Raw genomic sequence first — 26,926 nt, forward strand, 5'->3', positions numbered from 1 at the left:
ATATGGCTAGCCGAGATCACAAGTCTAGTGCCCCTCCATCTATTGTTGATAACATTTTACGCCGATTCTGCACATCACACTTGGTTGAAGAAATCTTGGGGGATTTGCACGAACGCTACTATTTGATAGAAGAAAAAGAGGGAACCGTGGAGGCTAAGCGGCGGTATTGGCGTGAAGCCATCGCTTATTTACGCCCGGCTATGTTTATCACTGACCCATCTCAATTAACCCCTACCAATGCAATTTCTCCAGCTATGCTTACTAACTATTTTAAGATCGCTCTTCGTAATCTTACTCGTCAAAAAGCTTTCTCTTTTCTCAATCTGTTCGGATTAGCACTTGGTATTGGATGTAGCCTACTCATTTTCATTTGGATTCAGAGCGAACGAAGCGTAGATAATTTTCACACCAACGGTGATCAGTTGTACCAAGTGTATATGCGAGCATATAATGGCGATGAACTGGAAACCAGCTACCGTACTCCAGCACCGTTACCCACCGAACTCAAGCAGACGATACCAGAGGTAGAATACGCCTCAGGATTTGCTAAAGTACTTCGATTAAGCCAGCAGGGCGATATTTACGAAGCTTTTCAGGTAGGTGATGAAAAGCATAAAATGAAAGGCAGTCGGGCTGGTACCGATTTCTTTACCATGTTCAGCTATCCGCTATTGCATGGCACACCGGAAACAGCCCTTAGTGACCCAAAAAGCGTAGCAATCTCCCGCAGTATGGCTAATCTGTTCTTCAGTAGTCCTGAAGATGCTTTTGGCGAGACAATGATCTTTCATACCGAAAGGGGGAAACAGGAAGTAAAGGTAACAGCCATATTTGAAGATATTCCCTCAACTTCTTCCGATCAATTTGACTACCTCACCAACTGGGACACATGGGTGGAAAATGATGAATTTAAACAATTTTGGGGGCACTTTGGCACACTCACTTACGTGCAGTTACAAGCAAATACCAATCCTGATTTGGTAGCTGAGAAGGTTGCCGACTTTCTTACTGACTACGTGGATGTGCCGGAGGGGATGAACCTGCGCTTTGAACTTGATCTACACCCCTTCAGCGAGCGTTATCTTTATAATAACTTTGAAAATGGTCAGCCTAACGGAGGGCGTATCGAGTACGTTCGTTTACTGAGTATCGTCGCGATTTTCATTCTCTTTATCGCCTGTATTAACTTCATGAATCTAACGACGGCTCGCTCTCTTCGTCGGGCAAAAGAGGTAGGGGTACGCAAGGTAGCAGGAGCTGATCGCCGGAGCCTGATCTACCAATTTATGGGCGAAGCCGTGTTACTGACGCTACTTGCCACACTGCTAGCTCTTCTACTCGCCTCAGTGCTCATGCCCTGGTACAATACACTGACTGAAAAGCAGTTATTCCTACCATTTGCCAACCCCATCTTTTGGGTAGGTCTTTTAGGACTTATCCTGACAGTAGGACTAATCGCCGGAAGCTACCCAGCATTATTTCTATCAGCTCTTCTTCCGGTTCGAGTACTCAAAGGATCACTAAAATTCAGTACTGGAAATACCCGCTTTCGCCAAGGGCTAGTGGTATTTCAGTTTGCTCTCTCCGCCTTACTCATTATTGCCACTATTGTGATTACCCGACAAACTGAATTCATCCAAAACAAGCATTTAGGTTACGACCGAGAAAATGTAATCTACCTTCGGCTGGAAGGCGATCTGGTTGATAACTACTTAACCTTTAAAGAAGAAGCGTTACGAATGCCCGGAATAAAGCACGTAGATCGTAGTGCTCAAACTCCCCATCAGATGGGACTCAGCGGTTCGTTTGTTCGCTGGCCGGGCATGAATGAAGACAACCCCGTGAGTTTCACTCCCAGTTCAGTGGGTTACGATTTTGTAAAACTTATGGGCATTGAAGTAGTTGAGGGACGGGATTTTTCACCGGAGTTTGCTACCGATACTTCCAGCTTTTTAGTCAGCGAACTAGCCGTGCAGCAAATGGGACTAAAAGACCCCATTGGCAGCGAAATTACCATTTTCGGGAAGACTGGGCCGATTGTAGGGGTGATCCGTGACTTTCATACCCAATCACTACATCAGTCACTTCGCCCGGTGGTGCTAGACGTGAAAGAAGGATTGAATTTCGGAACTATTCTGGTTCGCACCCAGCCAGGGATGACGAAGGAAGCTCTCGCCAGTTTAGAGGAAGTCAGCCAACGGTTGAATCCTGCTTACCCATTTACCTATCGTTTTTTAGATGATGAGTACCATACTCTCTACCAAAGCGAACAAGTTGTTGCTCGGTTGTCTAATGCGTTTGGTCTGTTGGCCATTTTTATATCATGTCTAGGACTACTCGGCTTAGCAATGTTTGCCGCCCAGCAGCGAGTCAAAGAAATGAGTATTCGTAAGGTATTGGGGGCCAGTGTCAGCCAGATATTCACCCTTTTTACCAAGGATTTCTTACAGTTAGTGGGTATGGCACTGCTAATTGCTATTCCTACTGCTTGGTTGGCGATGAATGAATGGTTACAAGGCTTTGCTTTTCGTATCAATTTATCCTGGTGGATATTTGGGCTTGCCGGAGTATTCTGCCTAGGAATTACCATGCTAGCTATTGGCTACCAAGCCTTCCGTACTGCCCAGGTAAACCCGACCAGCTCTCTGCGGAATGAGTAAACGAAAATTCTCATATCAACCACCACCCCGCTGGGTAGATAAGCTACTCAGACACCTCTGTGCTCCCGAACTACTGGAAGAAATACTCGGCGACTTACACGAACGCTACTATTTGCGAGCAAAAAGAGAAGGGGAAGCCAAGGCTCGAAGAACTTACTGGCAAGAGGTACTTGCCTACCTACGTCCTGCGATTTTTAGACGACCATCAAATACATCTATTTCTAACGATATGCTAAAAAACTATTTCACCCTCGCGTTGCGATTATTCGCCCGGAATAAATTGACCACTGCGATCAACGTACTGGGATTAGCCCTGGCACTGACCGGTAGCCTACTCATTGCCATGTTCATCCAAGATGAGTTAAGCTACGATCGCTACCACAAAAATGCGGATCATATCTACCGAGTTACGCGAGACTTTCTCTCTTCCGACGGAAGTTTAGCCTTGCATCTCGGTCATACCGCTCCTGGCTTTGGCCCACGATTGGCAAATGACTTCCCGGATATTTTGGAGGTAGCTCGTATTTGGCATACCAATATTACCTTGGGTACAGTTGATGAGAACCGATCTTTTCAGGAGAGCTTGAACGTCGAAAATCTCTATTACGCTGAACCGTCGGTGTTTGAGGTGTTTACGATTCCTATTTTGGCAGGTGATTTCGAAACCGCTTTGGAAAACCCATTCACCATGATGCTCTCCGATGCGGCAGCGGAAAAGTACTTCGGTACGCAAGATGTGGTGGGCAAACAGCTCCTATCTCAAGATAATTACTTCGAGATTACTGGAGTGTACGAGGCTTTTCCGACGCAATCGCACTGGCACCCTGACTTTCTAGTCGCCTTTAGTACGCTGAATACTATTTTAGGGCAAGAGCGTTTAGAGGCTGGCTGGGGCGATAATGTCTTTGGAACCTACCTACTGGTTAACGATGAATTTGACCCGAGGCGAGTGGAGGCTCAGTTTCCGGATTTTTTGGATCGGCATATGAGTAACCCGGATGTTCCAGTGAAACCTAGCAGTTGGACTAACCTTTACCTTCAACCACTCACTTCTATTCACCTGCATTCTCAGCTTGATGCAGAAGAAGAAGCGAATGGTAATATCAATTACATTTATATCATAGGGGCTATCGGGGTATTTCTGCTGCTGATCGCTGGTTTCAACTTTATTAACCTGTCAACGGCTCGGGCTACTACCCGAAGTAAAGAAGTGGGGTTACGCAAAGCCATTGGTGCCTTCCGCCAGCAATTAATTCTCCAGCACCTAAGCGAATCGGTACTACTGGCTTTTTTCGCTTTTCTACTATCGGTAGTACTGATTTCACTAGCCCTTCCCTGGCTCAATGAGTTTGCGGACAAAACTATTGAGCTATCGCAGTACACTACTCCAACAGCGGTATTGGGCGTGATAGCCATCATTGTCTTGGTAGGAATACTTGCTGGGATTTATCCGGCGTTCATTATTTCCGGTTTCAGGCCAGTTCTTGCTTTGAAAGGCCGCAGCGTTACTACCCGTCAGAGTGGGCGGGTGCGTCAGGCTTTAGTAGTCGTACAGTTCACTGTTTCCATTGTGATGATTATTGCCACGCTTATCACCTACCAGCAGCTTACTTTTCTCAACGACCAGGAACTGGGCTACGCCAAAGATCAAGTCATTTTTCTGAGCTATACCGATGAGATCGACGAACGCTTTGAAACTTTCTACCACGAACTTACTGAGCATCCGGCCATTCTCAATGCTACTCGCTCGAGCTTAGTACCTACCGCACGGCTAACCGCCTATCAGGGCACTGCGGTTCAGCAGGGCGATAGTATGGTAACGACCGATGTGATAATGAAAGATGTACGGATTGACCACAACTATTTTGATACCTACCAAATACCGATTGTCAGTGGAAGAAACTTCTCCGAAAACATTGGTTCGGATGATTCTACCAACTTTATCATCAACGAAACTGCCGCCCGCATGGTGGGCTGGACGAATGAAGAAGCCATTGGGCAAACGCTTAAAAACGGCAGAACTATCGGCACGGTAGTCGGAGTAGTGCAGGATTTTCACTTTGAGTCGTTGCACCAGCCAATTGTACCGGTAGTTTTTCACGGGCAGCATATGTTTAATGAGCTTTCGGTGTTGGTTTCTAAAGATGATATGCCGGAAGCACTAGCCCACATGGAAGCGGTATGGGAGCAATTTGTACCCCAACAGTCGTTTGATTACTTATTTCTTAACGAACACTACCAGCAACTCTACCACAGTGAACAAAAACAAAGCAAGCTATTCATCATCTTCGCCGGGCTCGCTATTTTAATTGCTGCGATGGGCCTGTTTGGCTTAGCGACCTTCAGTACGCTCCAGCGCACCAAAGAAGTAAGCATCCGAAAAGTGCTAGGTGCCCCCATCGGCAGTATCTTGAAGTTACTGAGTAAGGAGGTCTTCTGGCTAGTCTTCATTGCCAACCTAGTGGCTTGGCCTATTGCCTGGTACTTCATGCGGGAGTGGTTAAGCAGTTTCGCTTACCACATTGAAATGAACCTCCTCACCTACTTAGCCGCCGGAATAGTAACGCTGGTTATCACACTCATCACCATCAGCAGCCAGACCATCAAAGCCGCCCTAACGAATCCCGCTACTATTTTACGAAACGACTAATTATCATAAAGGAATGAGTAATTTGTCTTAACCAAGATAAGCAGAATGAGAAAAAGATAAACACAATGATGTGCCTAAAGCATTACCCAACTGTATCTATCCTATTCATCCTGACCTATTCTATGTAGCCCGATTCTGACCATGAGCAACCAACCTCCCAAATGGCTAGACCAACTACTTGAACGGTTTTGCGCTCCCGAACTATTGGAAGAAGTACTGGGCGATTTGCACGAGCGGTACTACTTGCGAGTGCAGAAAGAAGGAGTTAACAAGGCACGAAAAGGTTACTGGCGTGAGATGCTGGCGTATATGAGACCCTCAATTTTTAAGCGACCTACTTTTGACAATTCAGCAAATAATATGACTATGCTTAACAATTATTTCACCATTGCGCTTAGAAATCTAAGCAAGCACAAAAGCTTCGCGGTAATTAACGTTGCTGGGCTAACCTTAGGCATAACCGGGGCACTTATTATTTTCCTGCTGGTGCGATTTGAGCTAAGTTTTGATACGTTTCATAGTAAAACCGACCGCATCTACCGAGTGATTACGGGCAGTATTCCTGACGAGGCAGAATCTTACGGTACAGGTACGCCCCACGGACTGGCTAAAATTTTAGAGGAAGACTTTGCTGAAATAGAGAACGTAGCTACGATCTATCATCTCAATCCTAAAAAAACGCAAATAGAGATTGATGAGGACATTGTTAATAATCCTCATACGTATTTTAGCACCCCATCCTTTTTTGAGATTTTTGATTTTGAGTGGACTATCGGCAGCCCTCAAAAGTCACTTTCGCAACCGGGGCAAGCAGCAATTAACGAAAGCTTGGCTAAGCAGTACTTTGATGGCGATGCCATCGGTAAGCGTATCCGCCTAAATAATGAGTTTGATTTAGTCATTAGCGGGGTTATACAAGATGTACCCAAGAACACCGATTTTCCTATTCAAATTGCAGTGTCGCACGCGACGTTTGCTGCTAGCCCAAAGTTTGAGGAAGCGTACTCAGCGTCGCACGGCTCGGGCTATCAAACATACCTATTGCTAAACGAAAATACCAAACCGGCTCCCCTGGAGGCGAAGTTTCCAGCGATGGTAACCAACTATCTGGGAGAGGAAGTTGCTGAGAAATATTTGGCTCATAAGCTGCAACCGCTAAATGACATTCATTTCGATGAAGCATTTGGTGGTGGTAACTTTTCTAATCGGGCAGTCTCGAAAGAATCGCTTTGGAGTCTAACATTCATAGGAGTGTTCATTCTCATAATTGCTTGTATCAACTTCGTGAATCTGGCTACCGCCCAGGCCAATAAAAGGGCTAAAGAAGTAAGCGTTCGTAAAGCGTTAGGAAGCACGAGAAAACAACTATTTCTACAATTTATTGGCGAAACCTTCGCGCTGACCTTCATTGCTACGATGATGTCAGTAAGCTTAACGCTACTACTATTACCTCAGCTACAAGCATGGATCGATATACCGCTAGATCAAGCGATGGTACTACAACCTTTGGTACTAGCTTGGCTAGTAGGGCAATGCGTGGTAATAAGTCTGCTCGCTGGACTTTACCCGGCTCTTATCTTATCTAAGATTCAAACCGCTATGGTGTACAAAAATGTCTTAACTTCCAGTTACACCAGCGGTTTATTGTTACGAAAAGGGTTAGTGACTTTTCAATTCGTTATTGCTCAGCTACTTATTTTTGGAACGATCGTGGTAGTAAGCCAGAATAAGTACTTCAACACTCAGGCGTTAGGCTACGATAAAGAAGCCGTTATTATCGTAGACGTTCCACAGGACGAAACAAATAGGCTAAAGAGCTTTAGAAATAATCTTGCTAAGCACACTCCAGTTAAGGAAGTAAGCTTATCTATGAACGCCCCATCGGCTACTTCCAATAAGTGGTTTAACTGGTTCTGGCATAAGTCAGATACAGAAGGTAAACTTTTGGAAGTGAAACCTATCGATGAGTACTACTTAGATTTGTATGATATTACACTTTTAGCTGGAGAGGCACTAACCGAAAGTGATAATGGTGTTGTAGTCAACGAAACCTTACTAAAAGCAATAGGAATTACCGACCCCGAGCAGGCTCTGCAAGAGACAATTACCATTGGGGGGCAAGAGGTGACGATCAAGGGCGTCGTACAAGATTTCCACACGCTTTCTCTGCACCAAGAGATTTACCCGTTGATTTTAGTAAATATGGAAGATCGGTTTCAACTAGCTTCCCTTAAAATAGATTTAGCGCAGGCGTCAGAAGCTATCAGCATCGTAGAAGAGCAGTGGCAGAAAATGTTTCCTGATTATTATTTCACCTATCGCTTCCTTGATGATGATATAGCTACTTGGTACGAAGAAGAAAGAAAGACCTCTCGTTTACTCTCGCTATTTGCAAGCATTGCTATTTTTATTGGTTGTCTGGGCTTGTACGGATTGATCAGTTTCGTTACTGCACAGCGTGTCAAGGAAATCGGTATTCGTAAAGTACTAGGCGCAACCGTTCAGCACATTGTGTATCTATTCACCAAGGATTTTATCTTCTTAGTTGTCATTGCTTTTGTCGTTGCTGCTCCGATTGGCTATTACTTTATGCAACAGTGGTTAGCAGATTTCACCTACAAGATTGATCTTTCTTGGTGGATGTTTGCCGTAGCCGCACTAGCTGGACTGCTGATCGCTGGTATCACTGTCAGCTTCCAGTCCATCCGAGCCGCCCTCGCCAATCCGGTAGACTCTCTGCGGAATGAGTAAATCCGATCACCCATATCAACCACCTCCCAAATGGCTCGATAGACTTCTCGAGTGGCTCTGCACTCCCGAACTATTAGAAGAAGTGCTGGGCGATTTACATGAACGCTACTATTTGCGCGTACAGAGGGAGGGAGTCAGCAAAGCGCGAAAAAGCTACTGGCGAGAAGTACTGGCATACTTGCAATTTTCAACCCTTAAAAGACCTTCATCTCAATCCATAACTTTAATCTCTTCCGATATGATTCGTAACTATTTAACGATTGCTCTCCGCAACTTAACTAATCACAAAGCTTTTTCAGCACTCAATATACTCGGGCTGGTGCTAAGTATGACTAGCAGCTTACTAATTTTTCTCTGGGTGCAAGATGAACTAGGCGTAGATAATTTTCACACTAATAGCGATCGCTTGTATGCTATCTATCAAACCATTGAGGCTAACGGACAACTAGGAGGCAGTTATTCAACACCCGTTCGCTCAAATGCCGACGGTCCGTTCTTGCCTATCGATGGCGTGGCTGATGCAGCGCCCGAAATTGAGAATCTGGTTTATTATGCTACGGGCTACGAACTTCCTTGGGGGCATCCCGAAACATTTCAAGTTGGGGATAATATCCATAAGTTGGAAGGCTCTCGGGCGAGTCAAGCCTTTTTTTCCATGTTTGACTATCCACTCATTGCCGGAAACCCTAAAACTGCTCTAGCAAAAAAGAATAGCATTGCTATTTCGGAAACAATGGCTCAGTTATTCTTTGACCACCCGGAAAAAGCCATCGGTCAAAGCATACGATACGAAAACAGGTTAGACTTCGAAGTCACTGCAGTCTTCGCGGATTTATCTTCTCAGAGTTCATTACAATTGAGTGTATAACAAAAAGGGTGTAACTCAGGCAGCTTTTTGGTAAAGAGCTTGTTGTTCGTGTTTGACTACTGTTTGTAGGTAGTTGTCCCAATCGCCGTTCTTTCTGACGGCTCGTAGGTTGAGCATATTCTGCGCACCTTGTTTTCCCCAATGCATGCCGTTTCTCTCCATACGGCTCTTTACAAAATGTCCACAGGCACTTTCCACCGCTCCGGTGGTGATAGGAAATCCTAGCTGTAGATAGGTTTTGTAATCTACCATATGCTGATGGTTGGTCAGGTAGGTGATGGCTCGTTGGACAGTGTCACGCTTGTATTGAGACAAGGTAGCCTGTTGCAAGATAACTTGCCATTGCTGTCGTACCTCATCATGCTGGCTGTCTAGTAACAAGGCGGCTTGGCTTCTCACCCAAGCAAAACGATTGGGATGCTTCTCCCCCCAATGAGCGTTAGCCACCTTCCAAACGTACTCTAGCAAGTGAATAAAATCCAGTACGTAGGCCTCTACCCGATGGGTAACTTTCTTTTCTTCTACCACTTGCCGAACTGCTTTTTCTAAGGCTCGGTCACCGTCTATCAAAACGATGATCGGCTTTTTTGCACTAGCATCGCGCCGAAGTAGGTTTTCCACCCCGTAGCGGATGGCCCCTACCTTGTCTGAGAGAAAGGCTCGTAGATGCTTGTGCTCGTGCCAGGTATGCCCTCCATCGGGCTTCTGCGGCTCATGGGTAGGGCAAAACAAGCTCTCTAAGAGTTCTTGAGCCTGCCGGGGCCGCGGGGTAAACGAACTGCTCAGGCTTACTGTGGCTTCTTTTTTGACCCCCTTCTTCTGTCCTTTGCTCAGACGAACCGCCGTACTTTCCTCAGCTCGCTGAGTTTCGCTGCGACGAATGGGCACCCCCTTACCGTCAAAGCCTACGCTCAAATGAGTACCATCTTCTATGTTTTCCCAGGCTTGTTGCTCATAAAAGTCTTTTACTTGCTCGCAAAGCCTGTAACTACACCGTTGGCTTTGCATACCCCTTAGGGGATGACCTAAGATGCGCTCCAACTGCTCAGCACTTTGGGCAAAGTCCATCTCGGTGGCCCCATACCCTAACCAATCATCCAATACGTAAGAATAGTTGCTCTTGGGTAAGCCCAACGCTTCGTCCAGCCGGTAATAGCTCTTACCAGTGGTTGAGTAATACTTGGGGCGGGCAATGGATAACGGGCCAAAAATGCTTCGGTAAGGCCGACTACGCAGCCCGGTGTTCTTCATCTTTTCCCCTGCACGATCAACGGGAACCCCCTGAACAGCGACTACCTGTTGTATACTCAAAATGTAGTATTCTAACAGTTGAAAACCTAACTGCAATAAACTGGTAAACAAAGACCGCTCTACCTGATGAATTCTCATTCCTTCTTTACTTCGGGCATCCATTTGGGCTATTATCTGATCTAAGTGTTGTCTTATCTGGTTGATTTTTGCTTCCTTTACTTCCATAGCGAGTTTTTTTGATGGTGGTTGAAGACCTCAAAATTAAGGGAATCTCTGCATTCCCACTCGCTTTTCCTCTGCACCCAATTCGTTATACACTCATTACAATTTGACTTCTTGATTGATTGGGAATCGCAAATGACGCAATTAGAGTGGGCATCTGGCGTGATGCTAACCACTGTCCGCTTATCAGAGACTGCCGATGTTAATCAGGCAACCGAAAAAATCAATCGCTTCCTTCAATCGCGATTAGATGATTCTGAAACTACTAAAATAACACTTGGGCTTCAGCCATTTACTGATCACTACCTCCGAGCTAATTTTGCCAACGGGAAACCCCAAGGAGGTCGTATTGAGTACGTAAGAATATTTAGTGGAGTAGCCATTTTTCTGCTGGTTATTGCCTGTATTAACTTTATGAATTTAGCTACCGCCCGTTCCATGAAACGAGCGCGGGAAGTAGGGGTTCGAAAAGCTATCGGGTCTTCGCGCATACACCTTATCGGGCAATTCTTAGGTGAATCTGTTTTTCTCTCCCTACTCGCCCTGATTTGCACCATCTTGCTGGTACAGTTATTACTACCTAGCTTCAACCAGTTTACCACTAAGCATATTACCATACCGATTGAGTCCCCCAGTTTCTGGCTATTAGCTGTCGGGCTAATGTTGGTGGTGGGTTTACTCGCCGGCAGTTATCCGGCACTGTATCTTTCTTCATTGAAACCAGTACGAGTATTGAAAGGGTCGTTACGAACTTCTCCTAAAGCTATCTGGCTTCGAAAAGGGTTGGCCGTTTTTCAGTTTAGCTTATCTATTCTCTTGCTGATCATTACATTAGTCGTTTCCCGCCAGATTAGTTACGTGCAGAATAGGCATTTGGGCTATGATCGAGAGAACCTTATTTATACCCGTATCGAGGGCGAACTAAACGAAAAGTACGCTGTGCTTAAAGAACGATTGTTGAATATGCCTGGGATTGCAATGGTAGACCGTAGTAGTGAAGCACCGCACGCTATGGGATTTTTGGTAGATGAAGTAGATGGGTTTAGTAATACTAATACGGGTGAAGATGCTATTAACTGGGAGGGCAAAGAAGCAGGCGAATCCGTAGCCTTTAAACCTACCTCAGTAGGGTATGACTTTGTGAAGATTATGAACTTAGAGATTGCCGAAGGAAGAGATTTTTCCAGAAGTTTCTCTACTGATAGTACGGCATTTCTCGTCAATGAAGCGGCAGCCTCAGCCATTGGAATGAACGATCCTATTGGTAAATGGATTTCAGCTTGGGATAAGAAGGGTACGATCGTTGGCGTACTGAAAGACTACCATACCTATTCACTACATGAACCTATCAAACCGCTGATTGTAGATATTAAAGAAGATTTATACTTCGGGGTTATCCTCATTCGCACGGAACCAGGCCAAACCACCGAAGCACTGACCAGCATGGAAGAAGTATTTCGTGAAATTAATCCGAATTATCCTCTGAGTTATCAGTTTATAGATTCGGAATATCAGCAACTCTATCAAACCGAACAGGTAGCTGCCAGCCTCTCTCATATTTTTGCGGGTATTGCTATTTCAATTTCATGTTTAGGACTATTGGGTTTAGTTATGTTTTCTACCCAGCAGCGAGTAAAGGAAATCGGTATTCGTAAAGTACTAGGAGCCAAAGTCACGCACATTGTTGGACTGTTATCTAAAGACTTCCTTCAATCCATCGTAATTGCCTTCTTAGTGGCTACTCCTATTGCTGTGTACCTACTAAGCAAATGGTTAGATAACTTTGCTTACAAAGTACAACTATCGTGGTGGATCTTTATCGTATCGGGAATACTAGCCTTATTAGTTGCTTTAGTGACCACGGGTACACAAACTATCAAAGCCGCCCTCGCCAATCCGGTAGACTCGCTACGGAATGAGTAGCAATAACTGACGATCTTCATTCATCAATCATCATTTCATTAGTCATTAATCTTTTGTACCTTATCTACCGTTGGCTGACTAGCTGATTTTTTTACCACTACTTTTTCATCACTATGCTATACAACTATTTTGTTACCGCCCTGCGTCAGTTCGGGAAGCGCAAGAGCTTCACCTTTCTGAATGTGCTGGGACTAACTATCGGACTCACCGCCAGCTTACTAATTCTGCTGTGGGTACAACACGAGCTAAGTTACGACACTCAGCACAGCCAAGCCGACCGCATCTATAATGTAAGCGCTAACTTTAATACTGGCGAGGGGGTGCAAACTTGGAGCTCTTCACCTGGAGCATTAGCCGTAGCAGCTCAACAGAATATATCAGATATAGAAGAGGTAGTTCGTATCCGCTCTAGCTCCGAAGCAGAATTAGTAAAGTACCAGGATCAAACCTTCACTGGCGACAAGGGTGCTTTTGTTGACCCCGCTTTTTTTACGGTCTTTGATTTTACCCTGCTTCAGGGCGACCGCCAAAATATGTTCTCCGATCCTAAGTCGGTAGTGTTGACCCAAACCACCGCCCAAAAGTACTTTGGCGATACCGATCCAATGGGGGAAGTAATTCAGACCAAAGATAGTAACGAATACATCGTCCGGGGGGTGCTAGCAGACTTTCCGGCAAACTCCAGCATTCAGTACGATCTGCTATTTCCGGTAGAAGTACTCAGCCAACGGTACACGGCCAACGACTACTGGAAAAGTCTGGAAACCGACTGGGGCAACTTTAACTACGAGACCTACCTGCTGCTACCTGCTCACGCTTCAGTGTCAGAAATAGAAGAACAGCTTTCGGTGTTGCACCGCACCAGTCACCCCTACTATGAGGAAAATGACCAGAGCTTTTTCTATACTACCCGCCCACTAGCTGACCTGCACCTGTACGCTGCCGATGGTAGCGAAGCGGGTATACAAGAGGTACGACTCTTTGCAATTGTCGCGCTCGTTATACTGCTGATCGCCTGTATCAACTACGTGAACCTCTCTACTGCTCGCGCTACCCAACGTGCCAAAGAAATAAGTTTACGCAAGCTGATTGGTGCCGATCGCCGACAATTATTCGGGCAGCTACTTATTGAATCGAGTCTGTTGTTTGTAGTAGCTGCTGCATTAGCACTGTTGTTGGCCTACCTGCTGATGCCAGTCTATAATACACTTTCCGGCAAATCCCTAGAATTTGATGTGCTTAGCCAGCCAGTATTGCTTACCCTGACTGGTACATTTCTGTTTACGCTACTTACGGCGGGCATCTACCCTGCCCTGCTGTTGTCTACTTTTAAACCCATTGAATCTATTCGAGGAAAGTTCTCTATCGGCAAGAGCAATGTTTCGTTTCGGAAGGTTCTGGTGGTGTTGCAGTTTTCTTTTTCCATTGTGCTTATTGTGGGCACACTGATTATAAGTCAGCAAATGCGCTACGTCCGCGATAAAAAATTAGGGTACGACCGGGAGAATGTGTTTACTTTCGGTATGCGAGCTATGTACGACCACTTTGATGCGGTAAAAGCTGAACTAGAGAAGGAACCAGGGGTGTTAGCCGTTACCTCCGCTAATCAAACGCTCGTAAACATTGGCAATACCACTGGAGATACCGACTGGGACGGGAAAAGTGAAGACCGCATGTTTCTAATCCACCCCATCCGCATTGATAAGGATTTTCTGGAAGTGATGAACATGGAATTGGTGGCCGGACGGGGATTTACCGGTTCCCCCGCCGACTCGGCTCACTATATTCTGAACGAAACGGCCGTAGCGGAAGCGGGAATCGATGATCCCGTTGGTAAGCGTTTTAAGCTGTGGCAAACCGAAGGAACCATCATCGGTATAGCCAAAGATTTCCACCTAGCATCGGTACACCAAGAGATTGAACCGGCTATTTTCCACTACGGCGATAAGAACTGGCACCTCTACCTTAAAACCACCGGCCAACAAGCTAGCCAGGCCATTACCGCTGCCGAAGCCCAGTGGAAGCAGTATAATCCGGAGTATCCATTTGACTATAAATTCTTAGACGAACGCTACGATGCGCTCTATAAATCCGATCAGCGTACCGGAAAGCTATTTAACTATTTTACCGCCATTGCTATTCTGGTATCATGTCTAGGCTTGTTCGGTCTGGCTACCTTCACCGCCGAGCAGCGGGTTAAGGAAATTGGGATTCGTAAGGCTCTAGGAGCTACTGTGGCTAGTATCATTGTACTACTCTCCCGCGATTTTGTAAAGCTAGTACTGCTATCGATACTGATTGCTACTCCGATTGCCTGGTTTGTAATGAACCGTTGGTTGGAAGATTTTGCCTATCGTACTGAGGTAGGCATGGGCGTATTTCTACTAGCTGGGTGTTCGGCACTACTTATTGCTTTATTAACGATCAGTTCTCAATCCATTAAGGCGGCTTTGGCCAATCCGGTAGACTCGCTAAGAAATGACTAAAAGCCGGGTGCTTGTGTCTGGACTTGATAAAAGCAGAGAACTTTTCTGGCAAAAGCCAGCTTTGTTCTCACAACGATGTTCCGCCTTAACTGAAGATTACTCCGCTCTTCGTAGTTAAAACGAGATAACTTTTGCTGCTTTAGTTGGTTTACTAGGTACTTTTTAATCTACTTGTTATGAGTCCTGAAAACCACCTTCAAGTTGTTTGGTTTAAGCGTGATTTGCGCGTGTCCGACCACCGTCCGCTCTACGAATCTTCTCAGAAGGGCACTGTGCTTCCGTTGTACATTGTAGAACCATTGGTAGTTAATGCTCCGGACTTCGGTACTCGTCACTGGGAGTTTATCCGAGGCAGCTTAGAGGAGCTACGGAAGAATTTGGCGAAACGAGGGCAACCGCTTATCGTACGAATTGGTGATGCGGTGGAGGTACTAAAAACCCTGCACCAGCAGCGGGGACACTTCACGTTGTACGCTCACGAAGAAACGGGTAACGACATCACTTTTCAACGCGATAAAGCGGTGCGGAAGTGGGCGAAGTCTCAGCAGATTCAGTTTCACGAGTTTTACCAAAATGGAGTAGTGAGAGTATTGAGCGACCGCGACGGCTGGTCGAAGATTTGGGAGAAGCGAATGTCTGAAGAGATTTTCCCAACTCCTGACCAACTATCGACTATTAAAGAATTGGAAGTTGGAGAGATTCCTACCAGCGAACAGTTGGAGTTATCAGATCTACTAGGTTCGGTACAGCCACCGGGCGAACAAGCCGCTCAGGAATTGTTGCAATCATTTCTCTACGAGCGAGGCCAGCCTTACCATTTTGCGCTTTCCAGCCCACTTAGTGCCTTCGATCACTGTTCGCGGCTTAGCCCCCACATCGCTTACGGTACCATTAGCCTGAAAACTGTGGTGCAAGCACTGGAGAAACGGCGAGCCAAACTTAAAGATGATACTACGCCGGAAGCCGGCGACTGGAAAAAATCAATGCGCGCGTTTGAAGCTCGCTTACATTGGCAGAGCCATTTTATGCAAAAACTAGAGAGTGATCCCAACATTGAATTTCAGAGCTTTATTCCGCCCTACGATCAGCTACGAGAAAGTGAATTTAATCAAGAATATTACCAAGCTTGGTGCGAGGGGAAAACGGGTTTCCCAATGGTAGATGCCTGTATGCGTGCCCTGCGGGGAACAGGCTATCTGAACTTCAGAATGCGGGCCATGATCGTCTCATTTGCGGCTTATAACCTGTGGCTGGACTGGCGACAGTTCGGACACTACTTAGCTCAGCAGTGGACGGATTACGAACCGGGGATTCACTACAGCCAGTTGCAAATGCAAAGTGGCACTACTGGTATTAATACTGTAAGAATTTACAGCCCTACCAAGCAGGGAAAAGATCACGACCCGGAAGGAGTGTTTATTAAACGCTGGGTGCCTGAGTTGGCTGAAGTTCCGTTGAAATACATTCACGAACCGGCTAAGATGCCCGATGAGGTACAGGAAGAAAGTCGGTGCGTTATTGGTAGAGATTACCCCTACCCTATTGTAGATCACGTTGCTACGGCGAAGGAGGCTAAGCGAAGAATTTACGAAATGCGCCGATTGCCTGAACTGCGCCAATTAGCCGATGAGGTGATGGCGAAGCACGGCAGCCGGAAAAAGCCTTCTAGCCGACGGTTTTCTAAGAAGAAATCATCCGCCTCATGAGTCGGGCTTTGGTCTACTTTCGGAACGACCTGAGATTGCACGATAATCCTACTCTCTCGGCAGCAATAAATCAGGCCGATGAAGTACTGCTGCTGTACTGTGTTGATCCTCGACAATTCGCGAAGTTAGATTTAGGGTTTAGAAAAATGGGTATTCATCGCGCGCGTTTTCTGTTAGAAAGTTTAGAAGACCTTAACGAACAATGTCAGAAGTTGGGCGGACAGCTACTGGTAAAGCAGGGCTTGCCCGAAGATATTATCCCTCAATTGGTAGCGCAATATGAGTTGAATGAGGTTCATTTGCAACGTGAAGTAACTGAGGAGGAAACCCAAGTGGAACAGGCTGTTGAGCAACAACTCAAAAGTACCGACTGCCAGCTTTGTTTTCACTGGGGGCTTACCCTCTATCATCCTGATGATCTACCTTTCGAGCCCGCTGATACTCCCGAAGCCTTCAAAGCCTTTCGGAACGAAGGCACTAAGAAAGCTTCCGTCCGCGATGAGTTTCCTCCCCCCAAAACCATTAAGTGGGTAGCCGAGGTTGAAGCTCCGGTTATTCCCACTTTACCGGAGCTAGGCTTTACCCAGCGTTCAGGTGAAGAAACCAATTATCCGGGCGGGGAATCAGCAGCACTGCAAAGATTGCAGCATTATTTGTTTGATTCGGAGCTACTTACTCGCTACAAATGGACCCGCAATCAGTCGCTGGGCATGGATTATAGTTCAAAATTCTCACCTTGGCTGGCACTGGGTTGCCTTTCTCCGCGCAGAATTTATTACGCCGTTAAGCATTATGAGCAGGAGGTAACCCGCAATATTTCTACTTATTGGCTCATCTTTGAAATGCTGTGGCGCGACTACTTTAAGTTTCTGGGATTGAAGTATGGCAGTAAGATTTTCTGGAAGCAGGGTATTTACGACAAGGGCATTGAGTGGAATTATGATCGTAGCAAATTCGATCTTTGGTGCCAGGGGAAAATCGGAATCCCATTCGTGGATGCTCATATGCAAGAACTCAATCAAACCGGCTTTATGTCGAACCGCGGACGAGTGAATGTCTCTACCTACCTCACCCGCGACTTGGAAATTGACTGGAGATGGGGAGCCAGCTACTTTGAGTCGCTGTTGGTTGACTACGATGTAACCAGTAACTGGCTTAACTGGTACTTCCAAGCGGTGGTTTGGCGGTACACCCATATTTTGTGGCAGTCTACCCACTATGATCCTAAGGGAGAATATATCCGGCACTGGTTACCGCAACTCGTTGAACTTCCGGAAGAGTTGATTCCGATTGCCTTCTTGCTCACCGAAGAAGAACAGCAGCAGCATAATTTTAAATTAGGGCGAGACTACCCGGAGCCACTACTGATCCCTAAAAAGTGGAACCGGATGCTGAAGCGTATAGGCAGACAATGAACTACCTATTTCTGACGTAGCTTAACCAACGCTTATTATTCAACCTCCCTTAGTTATCCCTGATGGTTGGGTACCTCAGCATAAAAGGGCGTTTTTTACGGTAGGAACAGGTTACTTACTTGACTTACAGTAACTTAGATAGACCGATATTCCTGTGAAATTGAAGAAATTTACGGTAGATCAAAGTGGCATAGCTATTCTTATCGCGTTGAGTAGCTAAAATCTAACGTCATATCACGCGTCAGTTCAGTCACAGGCTAAATATAATCTTATTAAAGTTAAGTTTCTAATAGGCCTGGTTTGCTTATAGCGACAAAAAGGCGGTAGTCGCGCTGTAAAATAAGAACCTGACAGCAGTAGTTCCTACCGTAAAGTTCGTCCTTTTATGCCCTGCGCCCCATAGTTTACAGCCCTATCGGTGCAGAAAATAAATAATACCAGTATTGACTGGTTAGGCACTTTTACTGTAGGTTTTTATGCCCCCTTACCCCTCTTTTTTTAAAGGGTAGGTGTGACTTGATTCCTTTGCTTCACTCAGTAAGATTAGTATCTGTTTGCTAATTCTTCCTTTCCTAAAGGAGATGCAGGGGATTTATAAACCGATTGTGCTTGGCAAGTGTACAAGTTGACCAATATCGATATAAAATAAACCTTATTCTGATAAGACTCAACTTCTTTTAGCGTAAAACCGGTGGCTCAGGCACGTTGATAAGCAGAATAATATCGAAGCTTTCGGCTAGGTTTGTAGAGCTAGTTCCGGGTTTGCTGTACATTCTTTCGGATAGCCACTGCATTTCTTCCGAGCTTAAGTTTCCCCGGCGTACATCAATAATGTAGGCACTATTGCCTTCTTCTTCACGGCGATCGTTACCCCAAAAGCGTTGCTCTAGCGAAAGGGGTATGGGTTCTTCCTCAAATTGATACATCCCCACTCCTACCGCTAAATAATTATTTTGAAACCGTTCACTCAAATGCTGACCTAGTGATCCGGGAGTGCTCCGGCTCATCTCTTCATTCGGAACCCACGCTACTAGCTGTAAGCTAGAGTCGCTCTGACTAATCCATTCAAAATATTCCCCCAAATCTTTGTCAATGTTTTGGTAGTAGTCTTTTAAATCCGATAGGTTCGTTAAGTAGCGATTTATTACAGCTAACGACTGATAAGCTTTTTGTTGCTGCTCATCGGTAAGATCGGGTAAGTTATCCCGAACCGAGCAAAACCTGAGTAGCAAATAGTCCTGATACGAAGGTGAGTCGTAGTAGTACAACCCCCAAGTTTGCTGTAGGTCGAGTAGCGAGCGAACGTCACCTACCAGCGTACTCACTTCTTGTTGCCACGCAGAGTCATTACTCTGGGTCGCTACGCTACTAAGTAGTTGCAGGCTACTGGCTATATCCTCTCGCTCGTAGCCGAGAAGTTCTACTTCGGGGTGGTCATTGCTCCAATCCAACACTTGAATTACCTCAGCCGTATAGTCATCGTCCAAAACGGTAAAACCCTCATCCAGATACTTTACAATTTGGGTAGCCCGATTAGAATCTAGCTGAAAAGCAACCACTGGATAGTCCATTCCCGCCAGCAGAAATTGGGTGACGCGTGACCGTGAGGTGAATGTAGAAATTGTGTCGTGACCAATACCAATAGCTTGCTTACCCTTTACATACTGTTTTAATGCTGCTAGTCCGGCCGGAGTACGGGTGTGCATAGGTACTGCCTCATCCATTAGCCACTGTCGGGCGGTTTCATCCGTAAGCACTGAGTCTTTTACTAGTTGGTACACAGTTCGTTCGTAGAGCATGGTGGTGTATACCGCCCCGGTGCTTACCAGCCAACAGGGGGCGGGGGTTCGATTTACAGCATCAATGGTAGGTTCTACCCAGTAGTAATCATTAATCACAAAAGCAAACTGAGTGTCGATTCCTTTCAAAGAATCTGTGGGCAGCACTAGCTGATACGTAGCTGATGTTGATAGTTGTAGAGGATGCGCATCAGTCTGCCACCCATTAAACTCTCCGGCTAGAGCCACACTGTGAATAGCAATCTCAGATGAAGGTACTACGTTACCATCGTCTTCCTGAATAACGTATTGATGGTTCTTCATCTTCAGTTCAAAGATTATTTTATCCTCTTGCGTAGAGTACCCTATAATCGCCTGAGCTTGGGCGGTACTAATTAGAGGAAATACCAAAAAGAAAATAAGAATAGACTTCGACATTGTGGTAGTATTTAAGCAATTGAAATCGGCTAACGCATGAGGCTAACTACGCCTTCATCTGTACCCGATGCTTGCCCAAAATAGCAGTACCACAATCAAAATTCAATGACTAAAATCAGGCAGATCACGAACTTCGGTTAAGGCCAAGTGGGGATAATAAGCAGGGCCTAACATGACTTTGGTCATAAAATCAGGGGGTAAGCTTTCGTAAATTAAGGCTTTAAGCATTTCAATCATGCCCAAGCTATCGCAATACCACCGGCTACACCTTACCTACTTAGATGAGATTCTTGTGCCCATCGCTCGTGAGCTAGGCTACTCCGAAAATACTGAACAGGCATTAGCATTAATAGAATCACTGTTCAGTACTATCTGCCGAATCCTTCCGTTTTCTCAAGCCATACAGCTATTTACCGCTTTGCCCCTACCATTTCAGGCACTTACGCTCGGGCGATGGGAGGTCGATCGGTGGTTGCCTAACCCAATTACCTCCTTATCTGATCTGCTGGATGAGGTTGTCGCTTCTCACCCCCAACTATACCCGAAGGGTGAAACGGGCAAAGTACTGGCGCAACATACTCTGTTGGCCATAATGAAGGTGGTTTCAGTTCATACCTCTCCCCCAGAATTAGAACAAATTATTAGCGTTTTACCCAGCGATGCCCGAGAACGCATTTATGCCTCTATTGCTTTGTATCATCATAATCAGATTAACACTCCAACATCTAAAGTATCCACCCTATGATTACTTTCGTGCAATTAGCTACCACTATCGTTCGCATTTCTTCTAAACCTACCCAGGGGGCTATTGACTTGAAGGAGTACTGTTGCACCAAGCTTGTTAGCTCCAACTAAAATTCAACTTTCAACCTGATTAGCTTACAAATTATAACTATTAAATAACAACATATGAAACCGATAAAGCACATCCTCGCCCCCACCGATTTCTCTAACCGGGCTACCCGAGCGTTGAAGTACGCTATCTCACTAGCCCAGGCTACCGAAGCTAAACTATTTATTCTAAATGCTTACCCCATGACGGGAGTGTACCTCGATATCATGGCTAGCCAAGAGCAAGTTGTGAACGAAGTTCAGGAGCGTTTTCAGGAAATAGAGCGCGTCCATTTAAAAGACAATAAAATTACCTACGAATTTCTGGATAGTGGGGCTTTTCCCGAAGATGCGATAGAAGAAGCTATTAAAGAGCAAGAAATTGATTTAGTAGTAATGGGCAACCGGGGCGATAGTAACTTTGAAAAGCTGCTCGGGAGTACCACTTTTCACCTCATGACCCGTACCTCCTGCCCTATTTTAGCTATTCCTGAAAATGCTGTTTTTTCTAAAGTAGATTCCATCTTATTTGCTACCGACTATCAGAAAATAGATCGCCCTAAGACTTTTCAGGGGCTTATATCGCTGGCGGATGCTTTTCACGCCAAAATTGATGTACTACACGTTTCTAAGTCAGATGGTAAGCTGGAGAATAACAAGCTTACCGTAGGTGACTCGCTGGAGCGCGCGCTTCATTCGGTTCGCCATTCTTACCACTACCAGCCCGGTGAAAATGTGCTAGAAGGGTTACGAGCATACCTGGAAAGGCACAGCGAGGTAGGTATTTTAGCCATGATGCCCCGCGATCATACTATCTGGGAGCGACTTACTAGAGGTAGTATCACCAAACAAGTAGTCTTTGAGACCGACCGTCCGGTACTCGTATTTCACGGCCATCGTTCCTGAGTATTGTTAGAAAAAGTGATTAATGATAAGACAGCAGTCAGTCGCTTTCCTTTGCCTTCATTGTAATAATTTTGGTGCGTATATTAGTCCGATGGAACCTAACGTATAAAATGCGCGGACATCATGTTTAACTCCAGGAATATACGTCTCTATGACTCGGGATATTATCGATATTAACGACTTCACTATTCTGGTGGAGACATCTGCCGCAGAAGAAACCTCAGTGGATTCTTGCGTTTTTGAAGAACCGCTCATTGCCGTGGCGTTTTACGGCTCAGGTAATGTTAATTTAAGCGTACGGTACGGAGAAAAGCAGAAAGACTTTAGCTACACCAAAAGTATGGCCCTGTCATTTTATGCCGACGATCAGGTAGAGTTTATCCACACCGTATCGGCACAAAAGCCACTCCGTTGTATCGTAATTGCCACTGCGCCTAGAAACCTACAACAGCTTCCCCATCATGAGGGTGAACTATTCTCCCAACTCTTATCTCAGCTAGTAAATCCTGCCGATCACTACGTAGAAGGCCCGTTGTTTTACATGACTCCGGAGATACAGACCGTTGTAGATCAAGTATTTGAAAATCAGTATCAGGGTAAGGCTAAGATGATGTTTTTCCGCAGCCAGATGACATTGCTGCTCGCCCACTTTTTCGGCCAGCTATCCAGTCTGAACGAAGTAACATCTTCGAGCGGGGGGATAAAAAATGAAGAAAGAGAGAGGCTGTACCAAGCCAAAGAGATTCTTACTGCTAATCTGGAAAACCCGCCTTCCCTTACCGAATTATCCAGGCAAATTGGATTGAATAGCTTTAAACTTAAAAAAGACTTTAAGGCGCTTTTTGGAGTACCAGTATTCAAGTATCTTCAAAACGAACGCTTGACCCGAGCGCACACACTACTTCGGAATCAGGACGTATCCATTCAGGAAGCTGCTTGGCACGTAGGCTACGACAGCCTGAGCTCGTTCTCCAATGCTTTTGTCCAAAAATTTGGCTTCCGTCCCAGCGAAGTGAAACGATAATCCTTTTCAAACAAATCTTGATCCTTTTCGGACAAATCGTCCGCTAGAGTAAGCGCTAGCTTTGTCTCATTACCTTAACACAACAAGTAATGAGCAAAATCAACGCAATTGTCATTTTACCTTATCCCATAGGGGAGGCTACCGAAGCTTTTTCGGAGCACCCGCTTTCTGGCTGATTACGACCGAGTATTTCCTAATCGTCTCTGCTTACTGGAACCTCAAGGTAAACCCGAAAAGCATACCGACTTAACTACAGACATTTCTATCATATCAAAACCCATAAACCATGGAAATTTCATTTAAATCAATTACACTTTATACAGCAGTAGTGCTGACTGGCCTTTCGGCCGGATTCTTTTATGCTTGGGCGGTATCAGCCATTCCTGGTATTCGCAGAGTGGCAGACCTTACCTATCTGGAAACCATGCAGTCTATCAACCGGGCCGTTTTAAACCCCGCTTTCTTTCTGATTTTCTTCGGTAGTTTAATCTTGTTAGTAATCAGTACCGTCCAACAGTATCAGGCCGGGCTCGTCTTTTGGCTAATGCTAGTAGCGACCACCATTTACTTGATCGGAACTTTCGGGGTGACAGTCTTTGGTAATGTACCACTCAACAACATGCTAGATGCCCTAACAATTAGCGAATTAAGTCCCAATCAGATCATTGAGACCCGGCAGCAGTACGAAGTGCAGTGGAACCAACTACACACAATCCGAACTTGGTTTTCCGTGCTTTCATTTCTAGTCTCACTGCTAGCAGCCTTCAACTTTTCAAAAATACTTTAATGGATACCGGAATTTAAAATCGATCATTGATGGAACCAAAGAACGAATGACTAATGACTAATGACTGATGAATAATGATTAATGGCGTGAGACCCTGTGCAGTAGACAATGAGCAATGGGTACAGCTAAACCCCGTACATCAAACTACGCTAACACCATAACACCTGAACACTTCAACTTTCTAACTCGCACGACGGCCGCCTGTAACTCAGTGCCCGTGGACTATCGACGATGGACTGTGGACTGTCGACTATTGACCGTGGATTAGTCAACAATCAGCAATTCAACCATTCTATTAACTAATAGTCTCAGTCTAAATCTGGGACGAATTTTATCACTTTATAAACATCAACAATTATGACTAGCAACATTTTAGTTATCGGCGGAACCGGAAAAACCGGCCGAAAGGTAGCCCAACGACTACAAGCGAAAGGGCAAAACGTTAGAATTGGATCGCGTAATGCTAGCCCGGCGTTTGACTGGCAAGATTCCACTACCTGGCTCACTGCACTGGAAGGAATGAACAAAGTGTACGTTACCTTTCAACCCGACTTGGCTGTACCAGGAGCAGTAGAAGCAATTCGGGCATTCGTTAATCAAGCTCAAAAAAGTAAAATTAAGAAACTAGTGCTTCTGTCGGGGAAAGGAGAACAAGAAGCTGAGCGATGCGAACAAGCTATTATGAATTCGGGACTGGATTACACCATTGTACGAGCCAGTTGGTTCAATCAGAATTTCAGCGAAAGCTTTTTTCTAGACCCTATTCGGGCTGGCCACGTAGCACTGCCTAAAGCCGAAGCGAAGGTACCTTACGTAGACACAGATGATATTGCCGACGTAGTGGTGGGGGCACTAATGAGCAATCAGCATAACAGTCAAATCTATCAATTGACTGGCCCCCAACTGCTCACCTTCTCGGAGGTAGTTCGTGAAATCGCTCAGGTCGCCGGCAGAACAATTCAGTTTACGCCAATATCAATGGATACCTACGCTACGATGCTGAAAGAACAAGGCGTACCTAAAGAATACATCTGGTTGATTAGTTACCTATTTACCGAAGTGCTGGGCACTCCCGGCAACAATATAGTGACTGACGATATCGAAAAAGTACTAGGCCGAAAACCCAAGAGCTTTTCTCAGTACGTGGCCGAGACTGCGATCACAGGAGTTTGGCAACCTCAGGCGACAGCATCGGTGTAAACTCAGTAGATGCTACTTCTCTCAGGGAAGTAGCATCATTTCTTAACGACGACCAAAAATATACCCTAATTCTCTACAAACCTCTTTGATGTAACCGTGCATTCTTACTGGACTCGATAGATCATTCCGAAGCACATAAACTATGTGGCAAAAACGAGGTTGTATTTAAAACTTTCTTTAAAATAATTTCAAAATATTGTTTGATTTTCGCGAAACCTCTATCATTGTGTGAAGTGTAGCCGAAGTAGATGGAACAGGATCAACTTTTTATTTTAACCCGCTTAAAAAAGGGGCACGAGTCTGCCTTTCGGGTAGTGTATGATCGCTATCACCAGCGTATTTACGGCTTCTCTTTAAAGTTCACTCACTCCGCAGAAGATGCTCAGGAGGTGGTGCAAAACACTTTCATTAAGCTTTGGCAGCACCGTGCTCAAATTGACCCTAAACAACCGTTAGAACCCTATCTCTACCAGATTGCAAAGAATGAAAACTTAAAGTTTCTTCAGAAAGTAGCCCGAAATAAGGATTTACGCGATCAATTGCACCAGCGAATGAATTCGCTAGTATCTACTACGGAGCAAGAAGTCATTTTTACTGAATACACTGCTATTGCTCAGCAAGCTATTGCGCTACTTCCTCCCAAGCGAAAATTGGTATACGAACTATCGCATCAGCAAGGAAAAACCACTCGCGAGATTGCCACGTATATGGGTACTACTCCCCAAACCGTACGCCAACAATTAGCGCAAGCCTTGCACTTTATAAAAATCTACCTCAAGCAACACGCTGACCTCAGCCTAGGATTATTAATGGCTCTACTGGCTCAGTTCTAATAATCGCTATCTACACTACTCTAGTAATTGATTACATATTTGGAAGCATTCATTATGCTATGAAATTTCCACCTCTTGCTTTATTTTTTTAAATTATTATCACCTGTGACTCACCTTTGCTAAAAATTATATAAAAATTCAAACAGTTATCTTCTTTTTAACTGCCAAGCGGATAGTAGATATAAAACGTGTTTATGTCTCAAAATCAGCAGCAGTTACTTCAAAAATACTTGGCCGGTCAGTGTAACCGAGCCGAATTGGAGGAGCTACTCAACTATCTGCAAAATCATCCAGAAGGCGAAGCCCATCAAGATACTATTCAAAATCTCTGGCAGGAACTTCACGATACCCAAACTCTTACTCAAGAACAATCCGAAGAGTTATATCAGCAGATTTCTGATCGCTTGCCCCGTCAACAAGTATCTGCTCCCTGGAAAATAGCCGCTAGTATTGGCGGGGTACTACTAGGCCTACTGCTAGTTTATTCCCTGTGGATAAATGGTGAGGTAACTCAAATGGCCGGTTTTGCTGAAACTCGCACCATCGTTCTACCTGACCAATCTACCGTAGTGCTAAACGGTAACTCATCGGTCCGTTACGATCGGCAGTGGGACTCTAGTGCGCCTCGGCAAGTTTGGCTGGAAGGTGAAGCTTACTTCTCGGTTCAACACCTGGCCAACGATCAATCATTTACGGTCTATACCGATAACCTGGTAGTGGAGGTGCTGGGAACTGAGTTTAATGTGCAGAGCCGACGCGGAGCCACTCAAGTAACCCTGGATGCCGGAAAGGTGAAACTCAATGGTTTAGGAGCAACGGCTACTCAATTTGCTAATGTCATCTTACAACCCGGTGAGCAGGCGACCCTTACTGAGCAGCAAAATTTCGTACTCACTACCGTGGAAACCGCTCCGGTAACCGCCTGGCGAAACCACGAGCTAATCTTTAATGAAACTCCCCTCAGTGAAGTGGCGCACACCATTGAGGACTTGTACGGTCATCCGGTGATTATTGCCAGTGATAGCATTCGGCAACTAAAGCTCACTGGTACTTTACCCAACAACGATATGAACACCCTCTTAGCACTACTGAGCGAGATATTTGGCATTCAGGCTACTGAAGAGGAAGGAAAGATACAACTACGAGAATAGCACTTTACCACTACCTATGTACCGAGTAAAAACCTTAACAACACCA

The 26,926-nt window shown here is 45.3% G+C and carries 17 protein-coding genes; 15 read left to right on the top strand and 2 right to left on the bottom strand.

Going from position 1 to position 26,926, the window contains the following annotated elements; translation table 11 throughout:
* Positions 1-2: 2 nt before the first annotated feature.
* From P0M28_RS01575 to P0M28_RS01590, 4 genes are all read left to right on the top strand, one after another.
* A complete protein-coding gene (locus P0M28_RS01575; protein ID WP_302207657.1) occupies positions 3-2,660 on the top strand; it encodes an ABC transporter permease in 2,658 nt (885 codons plus the stop codon).
* Complete coding sequence (locus P0M28_RS01580) at positions 2,653-5,310, top strand: ABC transporter permease (RefSeq protein WP_302207658.1); 2,658 nt, start codon at positions 2,653-2,655, stop codon at positions 5,308-5,310. Before P0M28_RS01575 ends, P0M28_RS01580 begins: the two co-directional genes overlap by 8 nt.
* Before the next feature lie 141 nt (positions 5,311-5,451).
* Positions 5,452-8,061 carry an FtsX-like permease family protein gene (locus tag P0M28_RS01585; RefSeq protein ID WP_302207659.1) on the top strand — a complete coding sequence of 870 codons (2,610 nt, stop codon included), beginning with the start codon at positions 5,452-5,454 and terminating at the stop codon, positions 8,059-8,061.
* Entirely contained in the window at positions 8,054-8,929 is an 876-nt protein-coding gene (locus P0M28_RS01590) for a permease prefix domain 2-containing transporter (protein WP_302207660.1), read from the top strand. The genes P0M28_RS01585 and P0M28_RS01590 overlap by 8 nt, the downstream gene beginning before the upstream one ends.
* Before the next feature lie 15 nt (positions 8,930-8,944).
* Here P0M28_RS01590 and P0M28_RS01595 read toward each other — a convergent pair whose 3' ends face one another.
* Positions 8,945-10,405: an ISKra4 family transposase gene (locus P0M28_RS01595; RefSeq protein WP_302204760.1), complete on the bottom strand. Its 1,461-nt coding sequence runs from the start codon at positions 10,403-10,405 to the stop codon at positions 8,945-8,947.
* 111 nt (positions 10,406-10,516) lie between these two features.
* Here P0M28_RS01595 and P0M28_RS01600 point away from each other — a divergent pair, with 111 nt between their 5' ends.
* From P0M28_RS01600 to P0M28_RS01615, 4 genes are all read left to right on the top strand, one after another.
* On the top strand, positions 10,517-12,325 hold the full coding sequence (locus P0M28_RS01600) for an FtsX-like permease family protein (protein WP_302207661.1): 1,809 nt from the start codon (positions 10,517-10,519) through the stop codon (positions 12,323-12,325).
* A 113-nt stretch (positions 12,326-12,438) separates the two neighbouring features.
* A complete protein-coding gene (locus tag P0M28_RS01605) occupies positions 12,439-14,811 on the top strand; it encodes an ABC transporter permease (RefSeq protein WP_302207662.1) in 2,373 nt (790 codons plus the stop codon).
* Between the two features lie 176 nt (positions 14,812-14,987).
* Positions 14,988-16,517: an FAD-binding domain-containing protein gene (locus P0M28_RS01610; protein WP_302207663.1), complete on the top strand. Its 1,530-nt coding sequence runs from the start codon at positions 14,988-14,990 to the stop codon at positions 16,515-16,517.
* Positions 16,514-17,932, top strand: coding sequence for a DASH family cryptochrome (locus tag P0M28_RS01615; RefSeq protein WP_302207664.1), 1,419 nt, complete (start codon positions 16,514-16,516; stop codon positions 17,930-17,932). Before P0M28_RS01610 ends, P0M28_RS01615 begins: the two co-directional genes overlap by 4 nt.
* 677 nt (positions 17,933-18,609) lie before the next feature.
* On the opposite strand, the gene P0M28_RS01620 is transcribed toward P0M28_RS01615, so the two are convergent.
* Positions 18,610-20,148, bottom strand: coding sequence for a hypothetical protein (locus P0M28_RS01620; protein ID WP_302207666.1), 1,539 nt, complete (start codon positions 20,146-20,148; stop codon positions 18,610-18,612).
* A gap of 235 nt (positions 20,149-20,383) precedes the next feature.
* On the opposite strand from P0M28_RS01620, the gene P0M28_RS01625 reads away from it, so the two are divergent.
* The 7 genes from P0M28_RS01625 to P0M28_RS01655 all read left to right on the top strand — a co-directional run bounded on the left by P0M28_RS01625 (position 20,384) and on the right by P0M28_RS01655 (position 26,880).
* Positions 20,384-20,893, top strand: coding sequence for a DUF2267 domain-containing protein (locus P0M28_RS01625; RefSeq protein WP_302207667.1), 510 nt, complete (start codon positions 20,384-20,386; stop codon positions 20,891-20,893).
* A 164-nt stretch (positions 20,894-21,057) separates the two neighbouring features.
* Entirely contained in the window at positions 21,058-21,885 is an 828-nt protein-coding gene (locus P0M28_RS01630; RefSeq protein WP_302207668.1) for a universal stress protein, read from the top strand.
* Positions 21,886-22,036: 151 nt separating this feature from the next.
* Positions 22,037-22,909 carry a helix-turn-helix transcriptional regulator gene (locus tag P0M28_RS01635; RefSeq protein WP_302207669.1) on the top strand — a complete coding sequence of 291 codons (873 nt, stop codon included), beginning with the start codon at positions 22,037-22,039 and terminating at the stop codon, positions 22,907-22,909.
* Between the two features lie 286 nt (positions 22,910-23,195).
* Positions 23,196-23,696 carry an anthrone oxygenase family protein gene (locus tag P0M28_RS01640; RefSeq protein WP_302207670.1) on the top strand — a complete coding sequence of 167 codons (501 nt, stop codon included), beginning with the start codon at positions 23,196-23,198 and terminating at the stop codon, positions 23,694-23,696.
* Positions 23,697-24,053: 357 nt separating this feature from the next.
* Positions 24,054-24,896, top strand: coding sequence for an NmrA family NAD(P)-binding protein (locus P0M28_RS01645; RefSeq protein WP_302207671.1), 843 nt, complete (start codon positions 24,054-24,056; stop codon positions 24,894-24,896).
* Between the two features lie 248 nt (positions 24,897-25,144).
* The gene (locus P0M28_RS01650; protein WP_302207672.1) at positions 25,145-25,729 is read left to right on the top strand and encodes an RNA polymerase sigma factor; all 585 of its coding nucleotides are present in this window, start codon (positions 25,145-25,147) and stop codon (positions 25,727-25,729) included.
* Between the two features lie 194 nt (positions 25,730-25,923).
* A complete protein-coding gene (locus P0M28_RS01655) occupies positions 25,924-26,880 on the top strand; it encodes a FecR family protein (RefSeq protein WP_302207674.1) in 957 nt (318 codons plus the stop codon).
* Positions 26,881-26,926 lie beyond the last annotated feature (46 nt).

It is taken from the genome of Tunicatimonas pelagia, from assembly GCF_030506325.1.
Lineage (GTDB): Bacteria > Bacteroidota > Bacteroidia > Cytophagales > Cyclobacteriaceae > Tunicatimonas > Tunicatimonas pelagia.